Raw genomic sequence first — 25772 nt, 5'->3', positions numbered from 1 at the left:
ACTCTCTGACTAATTATCCTTGCTCTATTTTGCCATGTTCCACATGAAACATCCTGCTATTTTCGTCATGCATATCTGCAATCTGATCAGCGGTAATAGAGCTTACAAAAACTTGAGCCTGGGTCGCCTTTAAACACTCAGCAAGACGTGCTCGGCGTTGGCTATCTAATTCGGAAGCAAAATCATCTATCAAATAGATGCACTGCTTACCTGTCATTTGAGTGAGGTGTTGCCCTTGTGCTACTCGTAGCGCGCATACCATCAACTTCAATTGACCTCGTGACAAGACATCTTCCACTGGAGTGCCGTTCACTTTTATCTTCAGATCCGCTTTGTTTGGCCCACTAAAGGTGTAACCAAGCTGCTGATCCCTTTCAAAATTCTTTTCTAATATCTCGGCGTATGGGGTGTCTTTGTCCCAACCACGATAATAGTTAATCTTTATCTCAAACTCAGGAAGGAAGGTCGCACAGATTTCTTCGGCGACTTCTTTAAGCTGTTCAACGTAAGTGGCACGCCACTGGCTGATACTTTCTGCTAAACGGGCCAATTCTTGATCCCAATAGCTCAGTTCTCGATAGTGTGTTGCCGTTTTCAATAAGGCGTTTCGCTGCTTATTGAGGCGCTTTACCCTGCCCCATGCATCATAAAAGCCGGGCTCACTGTGGAAGACTCCCCAATCAATGAATGCGCGGCGATGCTTAGGTCCATCGGTTAGTAAATCAAACCCTTCCGGGTGAATCAACTGCAAAGGTAAAACCTGAGCTAACTGAGCCAATTTTTGCCCAGTTTGACCGCTTATTTTAACCTCTGTTGTGCCATCGCGCTGCTTATTAATGCCAATTGGCAGCTCAAATTGATCCGAGGTCATAAAACGGCCATGTACAAACAGCTCACTGCACTCGTTTTGTATGATACGGCCGGTGAGTGAACTCTTAAATGAACGACCATGTCCGAGCAGATACACCGCTTCAAGGACACTGGTTTTGCCGCTTCCGTTAGCCCCTATAAGAAAGTTAAAGCCTGATGACGGTTGAATGTCACAGGCTTCTATATTTCTAAACTGCTTAACGATTAAGCGCGATAAAGGCATAACGTCTTCATATTAATCTTCAATCACGGCTCGATAGACAAACGTTGTTGATCAGTAAACATCACAAACAACGCTTATAAGCGAATAGGCATAACAACGTACATCGCGCTGTCATCTTGTGCGTTCTCGATAAGAGCACTCGCATTTGCGTCTGACATCGAGATGCGTACTTGCTCACAACGTAGTGTGTTCAGAACATCCAATACGTAGCTTACGTTGAAGCCAATCTCTAATGCGTCACCATCAAAGGTTACGTCTAGCACTTCTTCCGCTTCTTCTTGTTCTGGGTTGTTCGCGGTAATACGCATCTCGCTATCCGCAAGATTAACGCGAACACCACGGAATTTTTCATTCGATAGAATCGCAGCACGAGAAAATGCTGAACGTAATTCATCACAGCCAGCTTCAAGTGTCTTGGTGGTATTTTGCGGCATTACGCGGCGATAATCAGGGAAACGACCATCAACCAGCTTAGAAGTGAATACATAGTTGTTCACTTCCGCACGCACATTAGAGTTACCAATCTGAAGTGTTACTGGCTGTTCTGGAGCATCCAGTAGCTTCACTAACTCTTGAACACCTTTACGAGGCACAATGATCTGCTTTTGAGCAAAATCGGCACCCAGTTGTGCTTGAGATACCGCCATACGGTGACCGTCAGTTGCGACACTACGCAGAATAGAACCTTCAATCTCAAACAACATACCGTTGAGGTAGTAACGAACGTCTTGGTTCGCCATTGAGAATTGGGTTTTCTCGATAAGACCGCGCAATTCAGCTTGTGTCACTGACACTTCAACTTCGCTGCTCCAGTCTTCAATATTTGGAAAATCTGCCGCAGGTAATGTTGCCAATGAGAAGCGGCTACGACCAGAGCGAACCTGAACACGGTCACCATCCAATACCACGGTAATCACTGAGCTGTCTGGCAAGCCACGACAAATATCTAGGAACTTACGTGACGGTACGGTAATGCTGCCCGCTTCGAAATCACCTTCAAGCGTTACACGGCTGATCAGTTCAACTTCTAGATCCGTTGCTGTCATCGACAACACGTTATCTTCTACTTTAATCAGAAGATTTCCTAGAATTGGAAGCGTTGGCCTGCCACCGAGTGCGCCAGATACTTGTTGTAATGGCTTAATCAGGTGACTACGTTCAATGGTAAATTTCATATCTTGCTCTTACGGTCTAAATGGCACTGCGTAATAGTACGTGGCCAAGATTCTGCTTATTAAGGTTAAGAATACTGTGTATTAAGAAGAAAGGGTACGAATCAAGTTCGAATAATCTTCTTTAATGTCGTGGCTCTCTTCACGCAACTGAGCAATCTTACGACAAGCATGCAGTACGGTCGTGTGGTCACGGCCACCGAATGCATCGCCAATCTCAGGTAAGCTGTGGTTAGTCAACTCTTTAGCCAGTGCCATTGCCAGTTGGCGTGGACGAGCAACAGAACGAGAACGACGTTTAGATAATAGATCAGCAACTTTGATTTTGTAGTATTCAGCGACTGTCTTTTGAATGTTATCAATGGTGACCAGTTTTTCTTGCAGGGCAAGTAAGTCACGCAGTGCTTCACGCACGAAATCGATCGTGATCGGACGGCCAGTGAAGTTTGCATTCGCAATAACACGGTTCAATGCGCCTTCAAGCTCACGAACGTTAGAACGTAAACGCTTAGCAATAAAGAATGCCACTTCATCCGCAAGGTGAATTTGGTGGTCTTCAGCTTTCTTCATTAAGATCGCAACACGAGTCTCAAGCTCTGGTGGCTCAATCGCAACCGTCAAACCCCAACCGAAGCGAGATTTAAGACGATCCTCTACCCCGTTGATCTCTTTTGGATAACGGTCAGACGTTAGGATGATCTGTTGGTTGCCTTCAAGCAGCGCGTTAAAGGTATGGAAGAACTCTTCTTGAGAACGCTCTTTATTCGCGAAGAATTGAATGTCATCGATAAGCAAGGCATCAACACTGCGGTAGTAGCGCTTAAATTCTTCAATCGCGTTATTTTGCAGTGCCTTTACCATATCCTGAACAAAACGCTCTGAGTGCATGTAAACCACTTTCGCATTCGGCTTATTATCAACAATGGCGTTACCCACCGCGTGCAACAAGTGCGTTTTACCTAGACCAGTGCCGCCGTATAAGAACAACGGGTTGTAGGCTGTTCCTGGGTTATCAGAAACCTGACGAGCCGCAGCCAAACCCAGTTGGTTCGACTTACCTTCAACAAAGTTATTGAACTTGTGTTTTGGGTTGACGTTTGAACGGTGATTAAGATCAACCGCTACAGGTTCTTCATCACGCCAGATGTTGTGTACTGGTTTGCGTGCTTGTAGCTGCGCAGGTGCAGATGACTCAGCGGCTACATCGGCTGCTGTACGGGTACGAGCTGGGGCAATAGTTTCAGGTTTTGGAGCAGTAACTCGTTTACTTCCAATCTCAAAATGAAGATGTGGAATATCATTACCACAGTATTCTTGCAGTAAACGGTTGATGCTATTTAGGTACTTATCGCGCACCCAATCGAGTACAAATCGGTTTGGTGCAAATAGAGTTAGAGTATTACCATTGAGCTCCGCTTGTAACGGACGTACCCACATACTGAATTCTGTAGCTGGTAATTCTTCTTGAAGCTGTTGCAAGCATTGCAACCAAAGCGAAGATGACACGGTGCCCCACTCTATTTAAGTTATATGAAATGACCGTTAATTTTACCTGTTGATAAGTCAGATCACCAGCAATTGATCACAGATCCAGTGAATAAGATCCAAGTTATTCACAATAAATTTGTAAATAATCGGTGGATCCACACATCTTGCCCCTAATTTACTCACACAATGATCCACTTATGCCCGGATCCTTGCTAGTTATCCCCAAATCGAGAATACAATCTGGTTATGGTTAATAACATCTGGTTATTTATTCTATTGAGCATTTTCCCAGTAACATCCAACCCTATAAATATAAGGAGTTACCAAATGAATAACTGGATTAAGGCTGCAATTGCGGCTATCGCACTCTCTGCTGCTACTGTTCAAGCTGCGACTGAAGTTAAAGTCGGCATGTCTGGTCGCTACTTCCCGTTCACGTTCGTTAAACAAGACCAACTACAAGGTTTTGAAGTGGATTTATGGGATGAGATCGGTAAGCGTAACGATTACAAAGTTGAATACGTAACGGCAAACTTCTCTGGTCTGTTTGGTCTTCTGGAAACGGGTCGTATCGATACCATTTCAAACCAAATTACAATGACGGATGCACGTAAAGCGAAATACCTATTCGCCGACCCATACGTAGTAGACGGTGCGCAAATTACCGTCCGTAAAGGTAATGACAGCATTAAAGGTATCGAAGACCTTGATGGCAAGACGGTTGCGGTAAACCTAGGTTCAAACTTTGAACAACTGCTTCGCAGCTACGACAAAGATGGCAAAATCAATGTAAAAACCTACGATACAGGTATTGAGCATGATGTCGCTCTTGGTCGTGCAGATGCATTCGTAATGGATCGCCTATCAGCACTAGAGCTTATCAAGAAGACAGGGCTACCATTACAGCTAGCAGGTCAGCCATTCGAAACCATTGAAAACGCCTGGCCTTTCGTGAACAACGACAACGGTAAAAAACTGCAAGCAGAAGTAAACCAAGCATTAGCAACAATGCGCGCAGATGGTACGCTAGAAAGTATCTCTCAGAAATGGTTTGGTGCGGACATTACTCAGAAGTAATCACTCACTATCTCCATTCGAGGCCCACTGCTTTACACGGCGGTGGGCTTTTTGCTTTTGTGCACGGATTAAAAGCCTGATAGAACAGTATTTCCAAATAGAACAACACTTCCAATATTAATACGAGATAGATTATGGGATTTGACTTTAATTACATGCTAGAGCTGTTGCCAATACTCCTGAAGTATTTAGGCACCACGATGGAGATGGCGACTTGGGGCTTGTTCTTTGCTCTGATCCTATCTCTAATACTGGCGAATATTCGTGTATTCAAAATCCCAGTACTCGACCAACTGAGCCAGCTGTACATTAGCTTCTTTCGAGGCACACCTCTGTTGGTACAGCTTTTCCTCCTTTATTACGGCTTACCACAAGTATTCCCGTGGATGGTTGGGTTGGATGCCTTCAGCGCCGCTGTAATTGGCTTAACCTTGCACTTTGCCGCGTATATGGCAGAAAGTATTCGTGCCGCGATTATCGGTATTGATCGTAGCCAGATGGAAGCCAGCCTCTCAGTCGGTATGACAACCACCCAAGCGATGCGCCGAGTGATCTTGCCACAAGCAACCCGCGTGGCTCTGCCTTCTTTGATGAACTATTTCATTGACATGATCAAGTCGACTTCACTTGCATTCACCCTAGGTGTAGCCGAAATCATGGCCAAAGCTCAGATGGAAGCTTCTTCAAGCTTTCGCTTCTTCGAGGCTTTCCTAGCTGTCGCGCTAATTTATTGGGGCGTGGTGGTTATCCTCACTCGTATTCAAATCTGGGCCGAAGTGAAACTGAATAAGGCGTATGTACGATGATCAAATTACAAAATATCCACAAGCAGTTTGGTGACACCGAAGTATTGAAAGGGATCGACCTAGAAATCAAGCAAGGTGAGATAATTGTCATCATAGGTTCAAGTGGGACTGGTAAATCTACTTTACTGCGTTGTGTGAACTTTCTAGAGCAAGCCGATCAAGGCACTATTTCGATTGATGATATTAATGTCGATGCTCAGAAACACACCAAAGCAGAGGTGCTTGCATTGCGTCGGAAGACCGGTTTTGTATTTCAAAACTATGCACTATTTGCTCACCAAACCGCGAAACAGAATATAGCCGAAGGCTTGATTACCGTTCGTGGGTGGAAAAAGCAGCAAGCCCATGAAAAAGCACAACAAATACTCGACGATATTGGCTTGGGAGAGAAAGCTGATAGCTACCCAGCCGCGCTCTCTGGTGGCCAGCAGCAACGGGTTGGTATTGGCCGAGCAATGGCACTCCAACCAGAACTTTTACTGTTTGATGAGCCGACTTCAGCGCTTGATCCTGAATGGGTTGGCGAAGTGCTTAACCTAATGAAAAAACTAGCAAATCAGCATCAAACCATGCTGGTGGTTACTCATGAAATGCAGTTCGCTAGAGAGGTCGCAGACCGAGTGATCTTCATGGCTGATGGCCACATTGTCGAACAGGGATCTCCACAGGATATTTTTGGTAATCCACAGGATCCTAAGTTAAAGAAATTCTTAAATAAGGTCGGGATCGACGAAGGATCCTTGTGATTTTAGTTATTCTACGTATAATCCCCCGACCGGAATTTTAGTTAACCCAATCATTGACACTTTTTGTGACAGTGATTACAATTCCGCCTCTTTGTTGAGAGGCGTCGGTTTTCCTTTCTTATATAAAGAAGAGAAAAAATGCCCACGCCGGGTTTAACAAAAACCTAAAACTACTGATCAGTAAGGTAATTACAATGAAACGCACTTTTCAACCTACAGTTCTAAAGCGTAAGCGTACACACGGTTTCCGTGCTCGCATGGCTACTAAGAACGGTCGCGCAACAATCAATGCACGTCGTGCAAAAGGCCGTAAGCGTCTTTCTAAGTAATCTTTGATTATTTTGAATAAGCTAGCCTTCGGTCGGGAGTTACGCTTGTTAACTCCCGAACATTATCAGAATGTCTTCAAGCAAGCTCATCGAGCAGGCTCCCCTCATTTCACCATCATTGCCCGAAATAATTCTCTTTCAAATCCTCGCCTTGGATTAGCCGTTCCGAAAAAGCAGATTAAAACCGCCGTGGGTCGTAATCGATTCAAGCGTCTTACTCGTGAAAGCTTTCGTAACACTCAACACAAACTTCCTAACAAAGATTATGTTGTAATCGCTAAGAAGAGCGCGCAAGATTTAAGCAATGAAGAAATGTTCAAGCTACTCGACAAATTATGGCTTCGCCTGTCTCGCCCTTCGCGTGGATAGCGCTAATACCCATCTATTTTTATAGATGGTTTATTAGTCCACTCATCGGCCCACGCTGCCGATTTACTCCAACCTGCTCTTTATATGCGATAGAAGCGTTGAAAGCTCACGGTTTTGTAAAAGGGTGTTGGTTATCAGGCAAACGTCTATTAAAATGCCATCCTTTGAACGAAGGGGGCTTTGACCCCGTTCCACCAGTCCAAAAACAAGACAGAGATAAATAACGATGGATTCTCAACGTAATATCCTGTTAATCGCATTGGCATTGGTTTCTTTCCTACTGTTCCAACAATGGAACGTAGCTCAGAACCCAGCTCCACAAGCGGTTGAGCAGGCACAATCTGGCAGCACCCTACCAGCGCCATCTTATGCAGATGATCTAGACCCGGCTCCTGGTCAAGTTGCTTCTGCTAAAACTATCACAGTAACAACTGATGTTCTGACTCTGTCAATTGATACGGTTGGTGGTGATGTCGTTACAGCAAACCTAAACGATTACTCTGCTGAGTTCGATTCTGAAGATACTTTTGTTCTTCTTAAAAACGAGCCTGGTCACCAATTTATCGCTCAAAGCGGTCTAGTGGGTCCTCAAGGTATCGATTTAAGCAGCACTAACCGCCCTAGCTACACGGTTTCAGCAGACAGCTTCACGTTGGCTGAAGGTCAAGATGAACTACGCATCCCAATGACTTACCAAGCGAACGGCCTGGATTACACAAAAACATTCGTCCTTAAGCGCGGCAGCTACGCTATTGACGTTGAATACGATGTAGTCAACAACTCTGGCAATAACGCAACATTCGGCATGTACGCTCACCTACGTCAAAACGTTATGGATGACGGTGGTAGCCTAACAATGCCAACTTACCGTGGTGGTGCTTACTCTACGGAAGATACGCGTTACAAAAAATACAGCTTCGACGACATGCAAGATCGCAACCTTTCTCTTAACCTAGCAAACGGTCAAGGTTGGGCAGCGATGATTCAACACTACTTTGCAAGTGCTTGGATTCCACGCGACGAAGCAGGCAGCAACCTTTACACTCGTGTCATTGGTAACCTTGGCGACATCGGTGTTCGCATGCCGAACAAAACCATCGCTACTGGCGACGAAGCAAGCTTCAAAGCAACGCTTTGGGTTGGTCCTAAACTTCAAGACCAAATGGCTGCTGTTGCACCAAACCTAGACCTAGTAGTTGACTACGGTTGGTTATGGTTCATTGCTAAACCACTTCATACTCTGCTTTCATTTATTCAAGGCATCGTTGTGAACTGGGGTCTGGCAATCATCTGTCTAACTTTCATCGTTCGTGGTGCTATGTACCCACTAACGAAAGCTCAGTACACGTCTATGGCGAAAATGCGTATGCTTCAGCCTAAGCTGACTGCAATGCGTGAGCGTATTGGCGACGACCGTCAACGCATGAGTCAAGAAATGATGGAGCTTTACAAGAAAGAGAAAGTAAACCCACTAGGTGGCTGTTTACCTATCCTTCTTCAAATGCCTATCTTCATTTCGCTATACTGGGCACTAATGGAGTCTGTTGAACTGCGTCACTCACCGTTCTTCGGTTGGATTACTGACCTTTCAGCACAAGACCCATACTACATCTTGCCACTTCTGATGGGTGCTTCAATGTTCCTAATCCAGAAGATGAGCCCGACAACTGTAACGGATCCAATGCAGCAGAAGATCATGACCTTTATGCCGGTTATGTTCACATTCTTCTTCCTGTTCTTCCCTTCAGGTCTGGTTCTTTACTGGCTAGTATCGAACATCGTAACTCTAATTCAGCAAACGCTTATCTACCGCGCACTGGAAAAGAAAGGCTTACATTCTAAGTAAGTTCGATAATAGAAAGAAATAAAGAAAGGCGACCAAAAGGTCGCCTTTTTGTTTTTAGCTGATTACAATTCAGCTAATTGATTAATCGTGAATGCCCTCTTTGGCTTTCACATGCTAGCAGGCACACCTATGACTACAGATACGATTGTTGCTCAAGCGACCGCGCCAGGCCGTGGTGGCGTCGGTATTATCCGCGTTTCCGGCCCATTGGCGACTCAGGTTGCCCTAGAAGTAACAGGAAAAACACTTAAGCCTCGCTACGCTGAGTACCTGCCGTTTAAATCTCACGATGGCATCGAACTCGACCAAGGTATCGCGCTTTTCTTCCCTAACCCACATTCGTTTACTGGCGAAGACGTGTTAGAGCTGCAAGGCCACGGCGGTCCGGTGGTGATGGATATGCTCATCAAACGAATCCTCGCGATCTCAGGCGTGCGTGCTGCGCGTCCAGGTGAGTTTTCAGAGCGTGCCTTCTTAAACGACAAGATGGATTTAACTCAAGCCGAAGCGATTGCTGACCTGATTGACGCAAGCTCAGAAGAAGCGGCGAAATCTGCACTACAATCCCTGCAAGGTGAATTCTCAAAGCGTATTAATACACTGGTAGATTCCCTGATTTACCTAAGAATCTACGTTGAAGCGGCTATCGACTTCCCTGAAGAAGAAATTGATTTCCTTGCTGACGGTAAAGTAAGTGCTGACTTACAGGCTATCATCGACAATCTCGAAGCTGTGCGCCAAGAAGCCAATCAAGGTGCCATCATGCGTGAAGGTATGAAAGTCGTGATTGCAGGTCGCCCAAATGCGGGTAAATCGAGTCTATTGAATGCATTGTCAGGCAAAGAATCTGCCATTGTGACTGATATTGCCGGCACTACGCGTGATGTACTGCGTGAACATATCCATATTGATGGCATGCCACTGCATATTATTGATACCGCAGGCCTACGTGAGGCCTCTGATGAAGTAGAAAAGATAGGTATTGAACGTGCTTGGGAAGAAATAGCTCAGGCAGACCGAGTTTTATTTATGGTTGATGGCACAACAACAGACGCAACCGACCCGAAAGATATCTGGCCCGATTTCGTTGATCGTCTGCCGAATAATATCGGAATGACCGTTATTCGTAACAAAGCCGATCAAACAGGTGAAGATCTCGGAATTTGCCATGTTAATGATCCAACTCTGATTCGACTATCAGCAAAGACTGGGCAAGGCGTTGATGCACTGCGTAATCATTTAAAAGATTGCATGGGCTTTGCGGGTGGCAATGAAGGTGGCTTCATGGCACGTCGTCGTCACTTAGATGCCCTAGAACGTGCATCAGAACACCTAGATATCGGCCAACAGCAGCTTGAAGGCTACATGGCGGGTGAGATTTTAGCGGAAGAGCTTCGTATCACTCAACAGCACCTTAATGAGATCACAGGTGAGTTCAGTTCAGACGATCTTTTAGGTCGCATCTTCTCTTCATTCTGTATTGGTAAATAACCTTAAAAGGCCGGCTCATGCTGGCCTTCTTCTTTAGTAAGGACAGCTTAATGATCCACATTATTACAGGCAGCACCTTGGGTGGCGCAGAATACGTTGGCGATCACCTTAATGATCTTCTAGAAGCTCAAGGGCACGAGATCGAGCTTCATAATCAGCCAGAATACGACAATATTCCGCAACAAGGTACTTGGTTATTGGTGACATCGACGCATGGTGCGGGTGAATTTCCTGATAACATCCAGCCTTTGATCAAGTCATTGAATCAAGAATCTCCCGATTTAAGCGCGATTCGCTTTGCTGTGGTTGCTCTTGGTGACTCAAGCTACGACACCTTCTGTTCTGCAGGCCAGTCTGCTTATTCACTTCTAGAAAAGCTTGGTGCTCAGCCTATTTCAGCGTGTTTTACCATCGATGTTCTTGAAACACCGGTTCCTGAGGATGCTGCAGAGGATTGGTTTAACGATCATAGTGACCAGTTTTAACTCCTCAATCTTCTAAAAAGCGGCTTATGCCGCTTTTTTTGTCTCTGAATATCGTGATTGTGAATAACTTTTTTGAAAATAAATCGAAATACATGTCATTTTTTTCAATTTTCTCTGTGGATAAGATCATAAATATACAGTGATTAACCTATAGTTATCCAAATAACAACTTTCTAGGTAATTTCCCCTTGTGTATAAGTAGCTATTTTGATCCCAGCTAATCCTCATCATGATCAAAGTTAGATCACATCCTTTGATCCAAAAAAGATCCATGATCTTGTTGATTATTTTCTACTTATCCACAGATACCCTCGATCCTAATAATAGATCTAATAAAAGATCTCTCTAAAGATCTTATCTATATTAATTAAAAACAGCTTTTTCGAAAAATTCCAAAAACGTTTTCTCAAGCTATGAAAACAGGTAGAATATCGCTCCTTTTTATCAATCTAGAAACGTTTGAGTACCTGAGGTCGGTTCATGCTTTATCACGAAAAATTTGACGTCATCGTTGTTGGTGGTGGCCATGCAGGAACGGAAGCCGCACTCGCATCTGCACGTACTGGTCAAAGTACGTTATTACTAACTCATAATATCGATACGTTGGGACAGATGTCCTGTAACCCAGCCATTGGCGGGATCGGTAAGGGCCACTTGGTAAAAGAGGTCGATGCTATGGGTGGATTAATGGCGCAAGCTATTGATCATGCAGGTATTCAGTTCAGAACATTGAACGCATCAAAAGGCCCTGCAGTTCGTGCTACTCGTGCACAAGCTGACCGCGCACTTTACAAAGCCTTTGTTCGTAACGTTCTTGAAAACACGCCAAACCTAACTTTGTTCCAACAGTCGGTCGATGACTTGATCGTTGAACAGGATCAAGTGGTGGGTGTGGTTACGCAGATGGGCCTTAAGTTCCGCGCAAGCGCTGTGGTTCTGACTGTGGGCACATTCCTAGGCGGCAAGATCCATATTGGTATGGAAAGTTCTTCAGGCGGCCGTGCTGGCGATCCACCATCGATCGCACTAGCTGACCGTCTTCGTGATCTTCCATTCCGAGTTGATCGCTTGAAAACCGGCACACCTCCTCGCATCGATGCACGCAGCGTTGATTTTTCTGAGCTTGAGGTTCAACACGGCGATAATCCGACTCCGGTTTTCTCATTCATGGGTAACCGAGCTCAGCAGCCGCGTCAGATTCCATGTTACATCACGCATACCAATGAAAACACGCATGACGTTATTCGCGCCAATCTCGATCGCAGCCCAATGTACGCGGGTGTGATTGAAGGTATTGGCCCTCGCTACTGTCCTTCGATAGAAGACAAAGTGATGCGTTTTGCTGATAAAAACAGTCACCAGATTTTCATTGAACCTGAAGGCCTAACGACCCATGAGCTATACCCGAATGGTATCTCTACCAGTCTACCGTTTGATGTGCAGGTAAAAATCGTTCACTCAATGAAAGGTTTTGAGAACGCACACATCGTTCGCCCAGGCTATGCGATTGAGTATGATTTCTTTGATCCTCGCGACCTTAAGCTGACTTACGAAACTAAGTTCATCAAAGGTCTATTCTTTGCGGGTCAAATCAATGGTACCACTGGCTACGAAGAAGCTGCAGCACAAGGCTTAATGGCCGGTTTGAATGCGAGTTTGTTTACGCAAGGCAAAGAGGGCTGGAGCCCACGCCGCGATCAAGCTTACATGGGTGTACTTATTGATGACTTGTCGACAATGGGTACCAAAGAACCGTACCGCATGTTTACATCTCGCGCGGAATATCGCTTGTTGCTTCGTGAAGACAACGCTGATATCCGTTTGACTGAAAAGTCACGTGAACTTGGCTTAGTCGACGATGCTCGTTGGATGCGATTCAACGAGAAGATAGAAAACATGGAGAAAGAACGTCAACGTCTTAAAGAAACATGGATTAATCCAAAATCTGAAGATATTGATCAACTGAACCAGATCCTGAAAACACCAATGTCTCGTGAAGCGAGTGGTGAAGATCTTCTTCGTCGTCCTGAAATGACTTATTCACAGTTAACGTCGTTGGATCGTTTTGGTCCTGCACTGGAAGATCAACAAGCGTCTGAGCAAGTTGAGATTCAAGTGAAGTACGATGGTTATATCCAGCGTCAACAAGACGAAATTGAAAAATCACTGCGTCATGAAAACACTAAACTGCCGGCTGACATCGATTACAGTAAGGTAAAAGGGCTTTCTAACGAAGTGGTTCTAAAACTAACTACCGCTAAACCAGACTCAATTGGTATTGCATCGCGAATCTCAGGTATCACACCTGCTGCAATTTCAATTCTGTTGGTTTACTTGAAAAAACACGGCCTGTTGAAAAAAGGTGAGGAAGCATAATGAGCGCATTACGCGAAAAACTGGATCACCTGATTGGCCAGACTGAACTTGAAGTATCTGAAAAGCAACGCAGCCAATTGGTTGGCTACGTTGAGTTACTAAACAAGTGGAACAAAGCATACAATCTGACGTCAGTTCGTGATCCGCAAGAAATGATGGTGAAACATATCTTAGATAGCATCATTGTTAGCACTCACTTACAAGGCAAGCGCTTTATTGACGTTGGCACAGGCCCTGGCCTTCCTGGGATTCCGCTCTCAATCATGAATCCTGACTGCGAGTTTTACTTGCTAGACAGCTTGGGTAAGCGTATTCGCTTTATCAAGCAAGTGATTCATGAGCTGGGTATCGACAACGTGGTGCCGATTCAAAGTCGTGTTGAAGAATTTCAACCAGAAGAAAAGTTTGATGCCGTGCTCAGTCGCGCATTTGCATCAATGACAGACATGGTAGAGTGGTGTCATCATTTACCTAAAGAGCAATCCGGTGTATTTTTGGCTCTTAAGGGACAACATCCTAGAGACGAAATCGACTTGTTACCTGAATGGTGTTCAGTGACAGACATTAAAGCTTTGCAAGTGCCAGAGCTTGATGGAGAGCGTCATCTAGTAACTTTATCGCGTCAGGGATAATCAGCGAGGCCATAGTGGGTAAAATCGTAGCAATCGCCAACCAGAAGGGTGGTGTAGGAAAAACAACAACTTGCATTAACTTGGCAGCATCAATGGCGGCAACAAAACGCAAGATCTTGGTTGTTGACCTCGATCCTCAGGGTAATGCCACTATGGCGAGCGGTGTTGACAAGTATCAAGTTGAAGCAACTGCTTACGATTTGCTGGTTGAAGATACCCCATTTGATGAGGTAGTTTGTCGAAGTACATCTGGTAACTACGACCTCATCGCCGCAAATGGTGATGTTACAGCGGCTGAAATCAAATTGATGGAAGTGTTTGCACGCGAAGTTCGTCTTAAAAATGCGCTAGCATCAGTTCGTGATAACTATGATTTCATCTTTATCGATTGCCCACCTTCTCTAAACCTTCTTACAATTAATGCGATGGCTGCGGCTGATTCCGTATTGGTTCCTATGCAATGTGAATACTTTGCACTGGAAGGTTTGACAGCGTTGATGGATACCATCAGCAAACTCGCTGCGGTGGTAAATGAGAATCTGAAGATTGAAGGTCTTCTACGTACTATGTACGATCCTCGTAACCGCCTATCGAACGAAGTATCTGATCAACTCAAAAAGCACTTCGGTAGCAAAGTCTATCGAACTGTGATCCCTAGAAATGTGCGTCTGGCAGAAGCGCCGAGTCATGGCAAGCCAGCAATGTACTACGACAAATATTCAGCAGGAGCTAAGGCATATCTTGCTCTTGCCGGCGAAATGTTGCGTCGTGAAGAAGTCCCAGTATAGGTCTAACCAAAGGAATTCGCTCAATGTCTAAGCGTGGTTTAGGAAAGGGGCTAGATGCATTGCTTGCAACTAGCTCATTGGCTCGTGAAAAACAGCAAGTAGCTTCTTACAGTCAGGCGTTGTCGGCTGATGGTGAGCTTATCGAATTGGCTGTTGGTTGCTTAAAGCCAGGTGTATATCAACCGCGTAAGGATATTGCGCCGGAAGCGCTAGAAGAGCTGGCAGCATCAATTCAATCTCAAGGCATTATTCAGCCAATTGTTGTACGCCCGCTAGCGCACGACCAATTTGAGATTATAGCTGGCGAACGTCGTTGGAGAGCGGCTCGTCAAGCTGGCCTTAAGCAAGTGCCATGTCTGATCAAAAGAGTAGAAGATAAAGCCGCGATTGCGATGGCATTGATCGAGAATATTCAGCGTGAAGACTTGAATGCTATCGAAGAAGCACAAGCGTTAGAGCGTTTGCAGAACGAATTTGAGCTGACACATCAACAAGTTGCTGAAGTGATCGGTAAATCGAGAGCAACGGTTAGTAACTTATTACGTCTAAATCAGCTCGAAAATGAAGTAAAAGGTTTAGTTTCCAACAAACACCTGGAAATGGGGCATGCTAGAGCATTGCTTGCGCTCGAAGGCGATACCCAGGTTGAGGCAGCAAACACTGCGGCAACCAAAAAAATGACCGTGCGTCAAACTGAGCAGCTTGTTAAAAAGTGCTTAAAGCCAGACGTTGAATCAGAATCGAAGCAAGAAGACACTGAAGCTATCGAACTTTCACGAAGACTCACGGAAAAATTGCAAGCAAACGTTTCAGTTACTCGTTCTGTTAGTGGGAAGTCAAAAGTGACAATTACTCTTGATGAGCCTCACAAATTAGATCAACTTATTGCTAAATTAGAGTACTAAGTGAGATAATTGATTTAGGTCAATTATGTAATGAACAAGTGATTTCGTACAAAAGTTGTCGGTTTGTATACAAAAATGTAAATGATTGCTGCATTCTTATTGCAATCAATTTGGCTGAACGTATAATTTTCGCCAATTTATCAGCACGCTTTTAAGCGAGTATCAAAGTAGGCTTAAAAGAGGAACGAATACATGGTAGCGGCGTTAGCAAGACCAGGACGAGTGCTTGCAAAGCAAATGTTATTGATCGAGCTTAGCGCGGTTATATTAGTGGCGATAGGGTTAGGTTTAGCTGTTAATCCTGATTGGGGTTTTGCTGCATTAATCGGTGGCGGTATTTTTGTCATCGCTAATGTAGTTTTTTGTGTGTGTGCTTTCCTATTTTGTGGAGCTCGAGCAACTAAGTTAGTTGCGGCGTCGTTCTATGCAGGGGAAGCGCTCAAAATCTTAATCACAGTTCTACTATTCTCTATCGTCTACATGTATATGCAGGTGGAATTAATTCCCCTCAAACTGACCTATTTACTGGTTCTAGGTATTAATATCTTTGCGCCAGTGCTTTTCATTAACAATAAAAAATAGGATGAGTTATGGCTGCGCCAACAGCATCCGGATACATTGAACACCATTTACAAAACCTTTCTTTAGCTAAGTTTGGTCTTGTAGAGGAGACAAGTTTCTGGAACGTACATATAGACAGTCTGTTTTTTTCGGTGTTGACAGGGATGTTATTCCTTTGGGTTTTTCGCTCAGTCGCTAAGAAAGCAACAGTAGGTGTACCTGGTAAGCTTCAGTGTTTTGTTGAAATGGTAGTGGAATTCGTTGGCGACAACGTTAAAGAAACTTTCCATGGCCGCAACCCTCTGATTGCCCCACTCGCACTGACTATATTCTGCTGGATTATCATTATGAACTTGATGGACTTAGTGCCTATCGATTTCTTACCGTATCCTGCAGAGCATTGGCTAGGTATCCCTTATTTGAAAGTGGTTCCTACAGCTGATGTTAATATAACAATGGCAATGGCTTTGGGTGTTTTTGCTCTGATGATCTACTACAGCATCAAAGTAAAAGGCCTAGGCGGATTTGCTAAAGAATTGGCACTGCATCCATTTAATCACCCAATCATGATTCCATTTAACTTGGTACTTGAGGTAATTTCGTTACTAGCGAAACCACTGTCTCTAGGTATGCGTTTATTTGGTAATATGTTTGCGGGTGAGGTGGTGTTTATTCTTATCGCGGCAATGCTACCGTGGTATTTACAATGGGTAGGTGCACTACCTTGGGCTATCTTCCATATCTTGGTTATTTTGATTCAAGCTTTTGTTTTCATGATGTTAACAATCGTTTACTTATCAATGGCTCATGAAGATAGTGATCACTAAAAAATTTTTAAGCTTTATTCTAACTATTAATGTTAATCGGAGAACGTAAATGGAAACTGTACTAAGTTTTTCAGCAATCGCTGTTGCTATCATTGTTGGTCTTTGTGCCGTAGGTACTGCAATTGGTTTTGCTATTCTTGGTGGTAAATTCCTAGAAGGCGCTGCGCGTCAACCTGAAATGGCTCCAATGCTACAAGTTAAGATGTTCATCATCGCTGGTCTATTGGATGCTGTTCCAATGATCGGTATCGTAATCGCACTACTATTCACGTTTGCTAACCCATTTGTTGGTCAACTAGCAGGCTAATTAACTTCTAAATAGTTAATTAAATTTTTGTAGTTGATTCTTAACGAGGGGTAGCTGTTGTGAATATGAACGCAACTCTGCTAGGTCAAGCAATTGCTTTTTCACTGTTTGTTTGGTTCTGCATGAAATATGTATGGCCACCAATCATGCAAGCAATTGAAGAACGTCAGAAAAAAATTGCTGACGGTCTAGTAGCCGCTGAACGCGCTGCTAAAGACTTGAACCTGGCACAAGCCAACGCTTCTGAGCAAATGAAAGAAGCAAAGCGCACTGCAACTGAGGTTATTGATCAGGCAAACAAACGTAAAGCTCAAATTATTGATGAAGCACGCGAAGAGGCTCAGGCAGAACGCCAGAAAATCTTAGCGCAAGCTGAAGCTGAAATTGAAGCAGAGCGTACACGTGCCCGTGATGACCTGCGCAAACAAGTCGCAACTCTGGCTATAGCTGGTGCTGAGAAAATCCTTGAACGTACAATCGATAAAGATGTACACGATGATCTTCTTAACAACATTACTGCAAAACTTTAAAGCAAGGGGCTGTATATGTCTGATTTGACTACAATCGCACGCCCCTATGCTAAAGCAGCGTTTGACTTTGCGGTAGATAAAGGTGAGCTAGACCAATGGGGTCAAATGCTTACTTTTGCTGCCGAAGTGGCACAAAATGATGATGTTCACAATTTATTAAGCGGTTCTATGACTGCTGAAAAATTAGCTGAAGTATTCATTGTAATTTGTGGCGAACAATTTGATGAATTCGGTCAGAACTTAATTAAAGTGATGGCAGAGAATGGCCGCTTAATGGCTTTTCCTGATGTTTGTAAAGAGTTCTTTATACTCAAAAAAGAGTATGAGAAAGAGATCGACGTTGAAGTCACTTCAGCGGTAGAACTTTCTGAAGAACAACGTGCAGAGATCAGCAGCAAATTGGAACAGCGCTTAGCGCGCAAAGTTCAGCTGAATTGCAGTATAGATGAGACTCTACTTAGTGGAGTTATTATTCGAGCCGGAGACCTAGTCATCGATAACTCAGCGCGCAGTCGTTTAGACCGCCTGAGCGATGCATTGCAGTCTTAATGGGGATTGGAGCATGCAACTTAATTCCACTGAAATTAGCGATCTAATTAAACAACGTATTGAATCTTTCGACGTTGTTAGTGAAGCTCGCAATGAAGGTACTATCGTTTCTGTAAGCGATGGCATCCTTAGCATCCACGGCCTAGCGGACGTGATGCAAGGTGAAATGATCGAACTACCGGGTGGCCGTTACGCTCTAGCACTAAACTTGAACCGTGATTCGGTTGGTGCTGTTGTAATGGGCCCGTATGCTGACCTACAGGAAGGCATGAAAGTTACAGGTACTGGTCGTATTCTAGAAGTACCAGTAGGTCCTGAAATGCTTGGTCGTGTTGTAAACACGCTAGGTGAGCCAATTGATGGTAAAGGTCCAATCGAAGCTAAACTGACTTCGCCTGTAGAAATTATCGCACCAGGTGTAATCGACCGTAAATCGGTAGATCAACCTGTTCAAACTGGTTACAAGTCTGTTGACTCAATGATCCCTATCGGTCGTGGTCAACGTGAACTAGTAATCGGTGACCGTCAAACTGGTAAAACAGCAATGGCGATCGATGCGATTATTAACCAAAAAGATTCTGGTATTTTCTCTATCTACGTAGCTATCGGCCAAAAAGCGTCGACTATTGCTAACGTAGTTCGCAAACTAGAAGAGCACGGCGCACTAGCAAACACTGTTGTTGTTGTTGCATCTGCTTCTGAATCTGCAGCGCTGCAATACCTTGCACCGTATGCTGGTTGTGCGATGGGCGAATACTTCCGTGATCGCGGTGAAGATGCACTGATTGTTTATGATGATCTATCTAAGCAAGCTGTAGCTTACCGTCAAATCTCGCTACTACTTAAGCGTCCACCAGGTCGTGAAGCGTTCCCAGGTGATGTTTTCTACCTTCACTCTCGTCTACTAGAGCGTGCTGCTCGTGTAAGCGAAGCATACGTAGAAAAATTCACTAACGGCGAAGTGACAGGCAAGACTGGTTCTTTAACTGCTCTTCCTATCATCGAAACGCAAGCTGGTGACGTATCTGCATTCGTACCAACGAACGTAATCTCGATTACTGATGGTCAGATCTTCCTACAAACTGAGCTATTCAACGCGGGCGTACGTCCAGCTGTTGACCCAGGTATCTCAGTTTCTCGTGTAGGTGGTTCGGCGCAGACTAAAATCATCAAGAAGCTATCTGGCGGTATCCGTACTGCTCTAGCTCAATACCGTGAACTTGCAGCATTTGCTCAGTTCTCTTCGGATCTTGATGAAGCGACTAAGAAGCAGCTAGACCACGGTCAAAAAGTTACAGAACTGATGAAGCAGAAGCAATACGCTCCTATGTCTGTATTTGACCAAGCTCTAGTAATCTTCGCTGCAGAGCGTGGATACCTTCAAGACGTTGAACTTTCTAAAGTTCTAGATTTTGAAGCTGCTTTACTGTCGTTTGCTCGTGGTCAATATGCCGATCTAGCAACACAGATCGACACAACGGGTGCTTTCAATAAAGAAATCGAAGCTGAGCTGAAGAAGCTTGTTGACGATTTCAAGGCAACCCAGACCTGGTAATTGGTAGGTGGTCTTAGGGCCACCTCATACCATTAACGGAGAGTAACGATGGCCGGCGCAAAAGAGATACGTAATAAAATCGGTAGTGTTAAAAGCACACAGAAGATTACGAAAGCAATGGAAATGGTAGCAGCTTCAAAAATGCGTCGTTCTCAAGACGCAATGGAAGCTACTCGTCCATATGCAGAAACAATGCGTAAAGTGATCGGTCATTTGGCTAATGGTAGCCTCGAGTATAAGCATCCTTATCTTGAGGAACGTGAAGCCAAACGTGTTGGTTACATCATCGTTTCTACAGACCGTGGTCTTTGTGGTGGTTTGAACATTAACTTGTTCAAGAAAGCCATGAACGACATGAAAGATTGGTCTGAGAAAGGTGCTGATGTTGAGCTTGCAATTGTAGGCTCTAAAGCAACAGCATTTTTCAACAACAGCGGCGCGAAAGTAGCAGCTCAAGTTTCTGGTCTGGGCGATCGTCCAAGCCTTGAAGACTTGATTGGCTCTGTGAGCGTTATGCTGAAGAAATATGATGAAGGCGAACTAGATCGCCTGTTCGTAGTGTTCAACAAGTTTGAAAACACTATGGTTCAAGAACCAACGATCGATCAATTACTTCCTTTGCCTAAATCAGACAGCGAAGAAATGAAACGCAGTCATTCTTGGGACTACATTTATGAGCCCGAGCCAAAACCACTACTAGATGCACTATTGGTTCGCTATGTCGAATCTCAAGTGTACCAAGGTGTGGTTGAGAACCTTGCTTGTGAGCAAGCGGCTCGAATGATTGCTATGAAATCAGCAACAGATAACGCTGGTGACATTATTGATGACTTAGAACTTGTGTACAACAAAGCGCGTCAAGCGGCGATTACACAAGAACTTTCTGAGATCGTTTCAGGCGCAGCTGCGGTTTAAGCTTAGGTAAAACTAAATAGTTAGAGGATTAACGATGGCTACAGGTAAGATCGTACAGATCATCGGTGCGGTAGTCGACGTAGAGTTCCCACAGGGTGAAGTACCTCGTGTATACGACGCTCTGAATGTTAATGAAGTACAAGAACGTCTAGTTCTTGAAGTTCAGCAACAACTTGGCGGTGGCGTAGTTCGCGCAATCGTAATGGGTAGCTCTGATGGTTTACGTCGTGGTTTGACAGTTGAAAATACTGGCGCTCCAATCTCAGTACCAGTAGGTACTAAGACATTGGGTCGTATCATGAACGTCCTAGGTGACGCGATTGATGAGTGTGGTGAAATCGGTGCTGAAGAGCATTACGCCATTCACCGTGAAGCTCCAAGCTACGAAGAGCAGTCTAACGAGACAGCTCTTCTAGAAACTGGTGTTAAAGTAATCGACTTGATTTGTCCATTCGCTAAGGGTGGTAAAATCGGTCTATTTGGTGGTGCTGGTGTAGGTAAGACCGTTAACATGATGGAACTTATCAACAACATCGCACTTCAACACTCAGGCCTATCTGTATTCGCAGGTGTAGGTGAGCGTACTCGTGAAGGTAACGATTTCTACTTTGAGATGCAGGAAGCTGGCGTTGTAAACGTTGAAAAACCTGAAGAATCAAAAGTAGCGATGGTTTACGGTCAGATGAACGAGCCACCAGGTAACCGTCTACGTGTTGCACTGACTGGTCTAACAATGGCAGAGCGCTTCCGTGACGAAGGTCGTGACGTTCTACTGTTCGTTGATAACATCTACCGTTACACACTAGCAGGTACTGAAGTATCAGCACTTCTAGGTCGTATGCCTTCTGCGGTAGGTTACCAACCTACACTAGCGGAAGAAATGGGTGTTCTACAAGAGCGTATCACGTCAACTAAATCTGGTTCTATCACGTCTGTACAGGCGGTATACGTACCAGCGGATGACTTGACTGACCCGTCTCCAGCAACAACGTTCGCTCACTTGGATGCAACGGTTGTACTTAACCGTAACATCGCATCTATGGGTCTATACCCAGCGATCGACCCGCTAGATTCTACTTCACGTCAACTGGATCCATTGGTAGTTGGACAAGAGCACTACGACATCGCTCGTGGCGTTCAGTCTACTCTTCAGCGCTATAAAGAGCTGAAAGATATCATTGCTATCCTAGGTATGGACGAGCTATCTGAAGAAGATAAGCAAGTTGTATCTCGTGCTCGTAAGATTGAGAAGTTCCTAACTCAGCCTTACCACGTAGCGGAAGTATTTACAGGTGACCCAGGCGTTTACGTACCTCTTAAAGAGACTCTACGTGGCTTCCAAGGTCTTCTATCTGGTGAATACGATGACATTCCAGAGCAAGCGTTCATGTACTGTGGTGCAATTGACGAAGCTATTGAGAATGCTAAGAAGCTATAAGGCTAACTAGGAGGCGATATGGCAGCAATAACCTTTCACCTAGACGTTGTAAGTGCCGAGAAACAAATTTTCTCTGGTCTTGTTGAGACGTTTCAGGTGACCGGTAGTGAGGGTGAGCTTGGTATTTTCCATGGTCACACTCCACTGCTGACCGCTATCAAGCCTGGTATGGTGCGTATTGTTAAGCAGCACGGCCACGAAGAAATTATTTATGTTTCTGGTGGTATGGTAGAAGTTCAGCCTGGTACAGCGACTGTACTGGCTGATACAGCTATCCGTGGTGAAGAGCTAGACGCAGCAAAGGCGGAAGAAGCTAAACGCAAGGCTGTGGAGAATATCCAAAATCAGCATGGCGACATAGACTTCGCACAAGCGGCCGGTGAACTGGCTAAAGCCATTGCTCAGTTACGAGTTATCGAACTGACAAAGCAGCGTCGTTAATCTTTTTAAGATTATAGACTCTGAGATAAAGGCGACCTAAGGGTCGCCTTTTTGCATTTTTAGGTTCTGAAAAATGCATATTTTAAGCATCACTACTGGTTAAATGGTTATTGTGATTTAATTTTTTGTCCAAAAATGGTTACAATATCGGCTTAATAAAAATACTGTTGGATAGGTTTACAATGAAGTTTAGCGCAGTGATTCTCGCGGCGGGCAAAGGCACTCGCATGTATTCAAACACACCAAAGGTTCTGCACACGCTTGCGGGTAAGCCAATGGTGAAGCATGTTATCGATACATGTAATGGCTTAGGCGCTCAAAATATCCACTTGGTTTACGGCCATGGTGGTGATCAGATGAAGGCTACTCTAACTGAAGAATCTGTAAATTGGGCACTGCAAGCTGAGCAGTTGGGAACTGGCCACGCTGTGGATCAGGCATCTGCACATTTCGCTGATGATGAAAAAGTACTAGTGCTATACGGTGATGTTCCGCTTATCTCTCCTGAAACCATTGAAAACCTATTAGACGCTCAACCAAACGGTGGTATCGCACTACTTACAGTCGTTCTAGATAACCCTATGGGCTACGGTCGTATTATTCGTCGTAATGGTCCTGTTGTGGCTATCGTTGAACAAAAAGATGCAACCGATGAGCAGAAGCTTATCAAAGAGATCAACACCGGCGTTATGGTTGCTACTGGTGGCGATCTGAAGCGTTGGTTGTCTGGTCTAAGCAACGACAACGCGCAAGGTGAATACTACCTAACTGACGTTATTGCAGCGGCTCACGATGAAGGGCGTGCGGTTGAGGCTGTACATCCAGTAAGCCCAATTGAAGTTGAAGGCGTGAACGACCGCTCACAACTGGCTCGTCTAGAGCGCGCTTACCAAGCTGAACAAGCAGACAAGCTATTGAAGCAAGGCGTAATGTTACGCGACCCAAGCCGCTTTGATCTGCGTGGTGAATTGCAGTGTGGTATGGATGTTGAGATTGATACTAACGTTATCATCGAAGGCAGTGTAAGCATCGGCGACAACGTGGTTATCGGCACTGGTTGTGTACTGAAAGACTGTGAGATTGATGACAACACTATCGTTCGCCCATACAGCGTAATCGAAGGTGCGACAATTGGTGAAGACTGTACGCTTGGTCCTTTCACTCGCTTACGTCCTGGAGCTGACATGCGTAACAATTCGCATGTAGGTAACTTTGTTGAAGTGAAGAACACTCGTCTTGGTGAGGGTTCTAAAGCTAATCACCTTACTTACCTAGGTGATGCTGAGATCGGTCAACGTGTAAACGTGGGTGCGGGTGCAATTACTTGTAACTACGATGGTGCAAACAAGTTTAAAACCATCATTGGCGATGACGTGTTTATTGGATCAGATAGCCAACTCATCGCACCTGTTACTATTGGTAAAGGCGCAACTGTTGGTGCGGGCTCAACGGTGACTCGTGATGTTGCTGAGAACGAGCTTGTTATTAGTCGTGCGAAAGAACGTAAAATTGCCAACTGGCAGCGTCCGACTAAGAAAAAATAGTCTCGCAATAAATAAGATGACTTCAATGAAAGCCAGTAGCACCGCTACTGGTTTTTTCTTAGATATCTAGATATAAAAAAAGAGCGATTAATCTCGCTCTTTTTTGTTTTCTTAAGCTAGAAGCTAGAAGCTAGAAGCTAGAAGCTAGAAGCTAGTCTTGGGTGTCTTCTGTTACTACGCGAGAGTTATCTGGTGCAACAAAGTGGTCAGACAGTTCTTTGTTCGAAACAATATAGCCAACCCACAATGCACCTAAACAAATCATTACCGCGATACCTGTTGCGCTTAGTGCTTGGCTTGCCATTGCTGCAACTAATGCACTTGCTAGGCCACTAATACTTATTTGCAGGCTGTTTTGTAAGCCAGCCGCTGTCGCAGGGCTCTGTTTCGCACTTGATAGAGCACGGTTTACTACGATTGGGTAAAGGGCGCCATTCGCTACGGCAATTAGACAGAAAGGTGCTAGTAGAGGCCAGATTGAAGTTAGTTCCCATTGTGATGCAATGAAAATCAATAATGCGGCAACACTAAACAAACCAATCAGGTTTCGTAATACGATGCCATCACCGAGCTTCTTCACTGCTTGCTTACCGAAGTAACCACCAGCCATAAAGGCGATTGTCTGTGGAATGAAGCTCAAGCCAATGTCTTTTGCTTCATAACCTAGCTGAGCCATGATTTCGGGCATACCCGTTAGGTAAGCGAAGAACGCTGCTGACGCTGAAGCAAACATCAATACATTGCCCATGTAAGGCTTTGATTTTATCAACATCTTGATGTCTGTCTTAATCGATGTCTGCTTTACTTCAGGCGCTTCTTTTGGTTGAGCCATTGTTGTTGCAATTAGTAGTGCGCCCATCAAAGTCAATGTAATGAAGATACTGTGCCAGCCAAAGCTGTCTGCTAGCAACACACCCAGTTGAGGTGCTAATGCTGGAGATAGCGCTACTAGAGGCATGATAGTCGCAAAAATTTGTTGGCTACTGCTCTGAGAGTAACGCTTGATAACCATGGCTTGCCAAATTACCGCAGGCGCACACACACCGATCGCTTGAATGAAGCGCAGCGTTAGTAGGTGCCATACTTCGGTACTGAATGCTAAGCCGAATGAAGCTGCAGTAAAGATAACAAGACCAACCGCCAACGTATTGCGGTGACCATACTTGTCACTTGCCAGACCCCAAAGAAGCTGACCCATTGCCATACCGCCAAGGAATACGGTTAGAGATAGAGCAATCTGCTCCGGGCCGGTTGCGAAATCAACTTCCATTGCCTTAAATGCAGGAAGGTACATATCGGTCGCAATAAAGCCAAGCATGGAAAGAACTGCAAGGTAGACCAATTGAAATTTAGAAATATTCATAAGATGCCATTAAACTAAAGGTAATGATGTTTTTATCATCAAAGAAATTGTTTGATATACAGAAGTGAAAGCCCCTGTTTATCTATGCTGACATTCTATTTTTCAGACCTGATAAAATAAAACGCTAAAATATGTGGTT

27 protein-coding genes are annotated in these 25772 nt (G+C 44.6%); 23 read left to right on the top strand and 4 right to left on the bottom strand.

Going from position 1 to position 25772, the window contains the following annotated elements; all coding sequences use genetic code 11:
• Positions 1–13 precede the first annotated feature (13 nt).
• From recF to dnaA, 3 genes are all read right to left on the bottom strand, one after another.
• Positions 14–1093: a DNA replication/repair protein RecF gene (recF, locus tag AB4407_RS18445; RefSeq protein WP_372121567.1), complete on the bottom strand. Its 1080-nt coding sequence runs from the start codon at positions 1091–1093 to the stop codon at positions 14–16.
• Between the two features lie 74 nt (positions 1094–1167).
• Positions 1168–2268: a DNA polymerase III subunit beta gene (gene dnaN, locus AB4407_RS18440; protein WP_372121565.1), complete on the bottom strand. Its 1101-nt coding sequence runs from the start codon at positions 2266–2268 to the stop codon at positions 1168–1170.
• Positions 2269–2349: 81 nt separating this feature from the next.
• Positions 2350–3771, bottom strand: a complete 1422-nt coding sequence (gene dnaA / locus AB4407_RS18435; RefSeq protein WP_289887917.1) for a chromosomal replication initiator protein DnaA — start codon at positions 3769–3771, stop codon at positions 2350–2352.
• Between the two features lie 309 nt (positions 3772–4080).
• On the opposite strand from dnaA, the gene AB4407_RS18430 reads away from it, so the two are divergent.
• From AB4407_RS18430 to glmU, 23 genes are all read left to right on the top strand, one after another.
• Positions 4081–4830 carry an amino acid ABC transporter substrate-binding protein gene (locus AB4407_RS18430; protein ID WP_372121563.1) on the top strand — a complete coding sequence of 250 codons (750 nt, stop codon included), beginning with the start codon at positions 4081–4083 and terminating at the stop codon, positions 4828–4830.
• A 134-nt stretch (positions 4831–4964) separates the two neighbouring features.
• On the top strand, positions 4965–5636 hold the full coding sequence (locus AB4407_RS18425) for an amino acid ABC transporter permease (RefSeq protein ID WP_372121562.1): 672 nt from the start codon (positions 4965–4967) through the stop codon (positions 5634–5636).
• Complete coding sequence (locus AB4407_RS18420) at positions 5633–6382, top strand: amino acid ABC transporter ATP-binding protein (RefSeq protein ID WP_372121561.1); 750 nt, start codon at positions 5633–5635, stop codon at positions 6380–6382. Before AB4407_RS18425 ends, AB4407_RS18420 begins: the two co-directional genes overlap by 4 nt.
• Before the next feature lie 194 nt (positions 6383–6576).
• On the top strand, positions 6577–6711 hold the full coding sequence (gene rpmH / locus AB4407_RS18415) for a 50S ribosomal protein L34 (RefSeq protein WP_004735800.1): 135 nt from the start codon (positions 6577–6579) through the stop codon (positions 6709–6711).
• Between the two features lie 45 nt (positions 6712–6756).
• Complete coding sequence (gene rnpA, locus AB4407_RS18410; protein WP_029223763.1) at positions 6757–7080, top strand: ribonuclease P protein component; 324 nt, start codon at positions 6757–6759, stop codon at positions 7078–7080.
• Complete coding sequence (gene yidD / locus AB4407_RS18405; RefSeq protein WP_004735802.1) at positions 7047–7304, top strand: membrane protein insertion efficiency factor YidD; 258 nt, start codon at positions 7047–7049, stop codon at positions 7302–7304. Before rnpA ends, yidD begins: the two co-directional genes overlap by 34 nt.
• Positions 7305–7306: 2 nt before the next feature.
• Positions 7307–8926, top strand: coding sequence for a membrane protein insertase YidC (gene yidC, locus AB4407_RS18400; RefSeq protein WP_009848131.1), 1620 nt, complete (start codon positions 7307–7309; stop codon positions 8924–8926).
• 129 nt (positions 8927–9055) lie between these two features.
• On the top strand, positions 9056–10417 hold the full coding sequence (gene mnmE / locus AB4407_RS18395) for a tRNA uridine-5-carboxymethylaminomethyl(34) synthesis GTPase MnmE (protein WP_372121560.1): 1362 nt from the start codon (positions 9056–9058) through the stop codon (positions 10415–10417).
• Between the two features lie 50 nt (positions 10418–10467).
• The gene (mioC, locus tag AB4407_RS18390; protein ID WP_017111747.1) at positions 10468–10902 is read left to right on the top strand and encodes an FMN-binding protein MioC; all 435 of its coding nucleotides are present in this window, start codon (positions 10468–10470) and stop codon (positions 10900–10902) included.
• Between the two features lie 480 nt (positions 10903–11382).
• Complete coding sequence (gene mnmG, locus AB4407_RS18385; protein WP_372121558.1) at positions 11383–13278, top strand: tRNA uridine-5-carboxymethylaminomethyl(34) synthesis enzyme MnmG; 1896 nt, start codon at positions 11383–11385, stop codon at positions 13276–13278.
• Positions 13278–13910, top strand: coding sequence for a 16S rRNA (guanine(527)-N(7))-methyltransferase RsmG (gene rsmG, locus AB4407_RS18380; RefSeq protein WP_009848127.1), 633 nt, complete (start codon positions 13278–13280; stop codon positions 13908–13910). The genes mnmG and rsmG overlap by 1 nt, the downstream gene beginning before the upstream one ends.
• A gap of 14 nt (positions 13911–13924) precedes the next feature.
• A complete protein-coding gene (locus AB4407_RS18375; protein WP_010433205.1) occupies positions 13925–14698 on the top strand; it encodes a ParA family protein in 774 nt (257 codons plus the stop codon).
• A gap of 23 nt (positions 14699–14721) precedes the next feature.
• Positions 14722–15603 (top strand): ParB/RepB/Spo0J family partition protein, encoded by an 882-nt coding sequence (locus tag AB4407_RS18370; protein ID WP_012605105.1) that lies wholly within the window; start codon positions 14722–14724, stop codon positions 15601–15603.
• A 192-nt stretch (positions 15604–15795) separates the two neighbouring features.
• Positions 15796–16185 (top strand): F0F1 ATP synthase subunit I, encoded by a 390-nt coding sequence (locus tag AB4407_RS18365; protein WP_008221392.1) that lies wholly within the window; start codon positions 15796–15798, stop codon positions 16183–16185.
• Positions 16186–16193: 8 nt separating this feature from the next.
• Entirely contained in the window at positions 16194–16991 is a 798-nt protein-coding gene (gene atpB, locus AB4407_RS18360; RefSeq protein ID WP_009848124.1) for a F0F1 ATP synthase subunit A, read from the top strand.
• A gap of 49 nt (positions 16992–17040) precedes the next feature.
• Entirely contained in the window at positions 17041–17298 is a 258-nt protein-coding gene (gene atpE, locus AB4407_RS18355) for a F0F1 ATP synthase subunit C (RefSeq protein WP_004411110.1), read from the top strand.
• Positions 17299–17357: 59 nt separating this feature from the next.
• Complete coding sequence (gene atpF, locus AB4407_RS18350) at positions 17358–17828, top strand: F0F1 ATP synthase subunit B (protein ID WP_010433231.1); 471 nt, start codon at positions 17358–17360, stop codon at positions 17826–17828.
• A gap of 15 nt (positions 17829–17843) precedes the next feature.
• On the top strand, positions 17844–18377 hold the full coding sequence (atpH, locus tag AB4407_RS18345) for a F0F1 ATP synthase subunit delta (RefSeq protein WP_009848122.1): 534 nt from the start codon (positions 17844–17846) through the stop codon (positions 18375–18377).
• Between the two features lie 13 nt (positions 18378–18390).
• Positions 18391–19932 (top strand): F0F1 ATP synthase subunit alpha, encoded by a 1542-nt coding sequence (gene atpA / locus AB4407_RS18340; RefSeq protein ID WP_010433235.1) that lies wholly within the window; start codon positions 18391–18393, stop codon positions 19930–19932.
• A gap of 48 nt (positions 19933–19980) precedes the next feature.
• Positions 19981–20847: a F0F1 ATP synthase subunit gamma gene (atpG, locus tag AB4407_RS18335; protein ID WP_016794171.1), complete on the top strand. Its 867-nt coding sequence runs from the start codon at positions 19981–19983 to the stop codon at positions 20845–20847.
• Positions 20848–20881: 34 nt separating this feature from the next.
• A complete protein-coding gene (gene atpD / locus AB4407_RS18330) occupies positions 20882–22285 on the top strand; it encodes a F0F1 ATP synthase subunit beta (protein WP_019825544.1) in 1404 nt (467 codons plus the stop codon).
• 18 nt (positions 22286–22303) lie between these two features.
• Positions 22304–22726 carry a F0F1 ATP synthase subunit epsilon gene (locus AB4407_RS18325; RefSeq protein WP_004735742.1) on the top strand — a complete coding sequence of 141 codons (423 nt, stop codon included), beginning with the start codon at positions 22304–22306 and terminating at the stop codon, positions 22724–22726.
• A gap of 182 nt (positions 22727–22908) precedes the next feature.
• On the top strand, positions 22909–24270 hold the full coding sequence (gene glmU, locus AB4407_RS18320; RefSeq protein WP_372121557.1) for a bifunctional UDP-N-acetylglucosamine diphosphorylase/glucosamine-1-phosphate N-acetyltransferase GlmU: 1362 nt from the start codon (positions 22909–22911) through the stop codon (positions 24268–24270).
• A gap of 151 nt (positions 24271–24421) precedes the next feature.
• Here glmU and punC read toward each other — a convergent pair whose 3' ends face one another.
• Complete coding sequence (gene punC / locus AB4407_RS18315; protein ID WP_372121556.1) at positions 24422–25633, bottom strand: purine nucleoside transporter PunC; 1212 nt, start codon at positions 25631–25633, stop codon at positions 24422–24424.
• Between the last annotated feature and the right edge of the window lie 139 nt (positions 25634–25772).

The organism is Vibrio sp. 10N.261.46.E11 (assembly GCF_041472735.1).
Classification (GTDB): domain Bacteria; phylum Pseudomonadota; class Gammaproteobacteria; order Enterobacterales; family Vibrionaceae; genus Vibrio.
The sequence above is the reverse complement of the archived record's forward strand: the minus strand, read 5'-3'. Positions and strand labels throughout refer to the sequence as shown.

Bases quoted from the DNA above. Each gene is read 5' to 3' on its own strand.
- recF (WP_372121567.1), bottom strand. From the start codon at position 1,093: ATGCCTTTATCGCGCTTAATCGTTAAGCAGTTTAGAAATATAGAAGCC.
- dnaN (WP_372121565.1), bottom strand. From the start codon at position 2,268: ATGAAATTTACCATTGAACGTAGTCACCTGATTAAGCCATTACAACAA.
- AB4407_RS18430 (WP_372121563.1), top strand. From the start codon at position 4,081: ATGAATAACTGGATTAAGGCTGCAATTGCGGCTATCGCACTCTCTGCT.
- AB4407_RS18425 (WP_372121562.1), top strand. From the start codon at position 4,965: ATGGGATTTGACTTTAATTACATGCTAGAGCTGTTGCCAATACTCCTG.
- AB4407_RS18420 (WP_372121561.1), top strand. From the start codon at position 5,633: ATGATCAAATTACAAAATATCCACAAGCAGTTTGGTGACACCGAAGTA.
- rpmH (WP_004735800.1), top strand. From the start codon at position 6,577: ATGAAACGCACTTTTCAACCTACAGTTCTAAAGCGTAAGCGTACACAC.
- yidD (WP_004735802.1), top strand. From the start codon at position 7,047: ATGGCTTCGCCTGTCTCGCCCTTCGCGTGGATAGCGCTAATACCCATC.
- yidC (WP_009848131.1), top strand. From the start codon at position 7,307: ATGGATTCTCAACGTAATATCCTGTTAATCGCATTGGCATTGGTTTCT.
- mnmE (WP_372121560.1), top strand. From the start codon at position 9,056: ATGACTACAGATACGATTGTTGCTCAAGCGACCGCGCCAGGCCGTGGT.
- mioC (WP_017111747.1), top strand. From the start codon at position 10,468: ATGATCCACATTATTACAGGCAGCACCTTGGGTGGCGCAGAATACGTT.
- mnmG (WP_372121558.1), top strand. From the start codon at position 11,383: ATGCTTTATCACGAAAAATTTGACGTCATCGTTGTTGGTGGTGGCCAT.
- rsmG (WP_009848127.1), top strand. From the start codon at position 13,278: ATGAGCGCATTACGCGAAAAACTGGATCACCTGATTGGCCAGACTGAA.
- AB4407_RS18370 (WP_012605105.1), top strand. From the start codon at position 14,722: ATGTCTAAGCGTGGTTTAGGAAAGGGGCTAGATGCATTGCTTGCAACT.
- AB4407_RS18365 (WP_008221392.1), top strand. From the start codon at position 15,796: ATGGTAGCGGCGTTAGCAAGACCAGGACGAGTGCTTGCAAAGCAAATG.
- atpB (WP_009848124.1), top strand. From the start codon at position 16,194: ATGGCTGCGCCAACAGCATCCGGATACATTGAACACCATTTACAAAAC.
- atpE (WP_004411110.1), top strand. From the start codon at position 17,041: ATGGAAACTGTACTAAGTTTTTCAGCAATCGCTGTTGCTATCATTGTT.
- atpH (WP_009848122.1), top strand. From the start codon at position 17,844: ATGTCTGATTTGACTACAATCGCACGCCCCTATGCTAAAGCAGCGTTT.
- atpA (WP_010433235.1), top strand. From the start codon at position 18,391: ATGCAACTTAATTCCACTGAAATTAGCGATCTAATTAAACAACGTATT.
- atpG (WP_016794171.1), top strand. From the start codon at position 19,981: ATGGCCGGCGCAAAAGAGATACGTAATAAAATCGGTAGTGTTAAAAGC.
- atpD (WP_019825544.1), top strand. From the start codon at position 20,882: ATGGCTACAGGTAAGATCGTACAGATCATCGGTGCGGTAGTCGACGTA.
- AB4407_RS18325 (WP_004735742.1), top strand. From the start codon at position 22,304: ATGGCAGCAATAACCTTTCACCTAGACGTTGTAAGTGCCGAGAAACAA.
- glmU (WP_372121557.1), top strand. From the start codon at position 22,909: ATGAAGTTTAGCGCAGTGATTCTCGCGGCGGGCAAAGGCACTCGCATG.
- punC (WP_372121556.1), bottom strand. From the start codon at position 25,633: ATGAATATTTCTAAATTTCAATTGGTCTACCTTGCAGTTCTTTCCATG.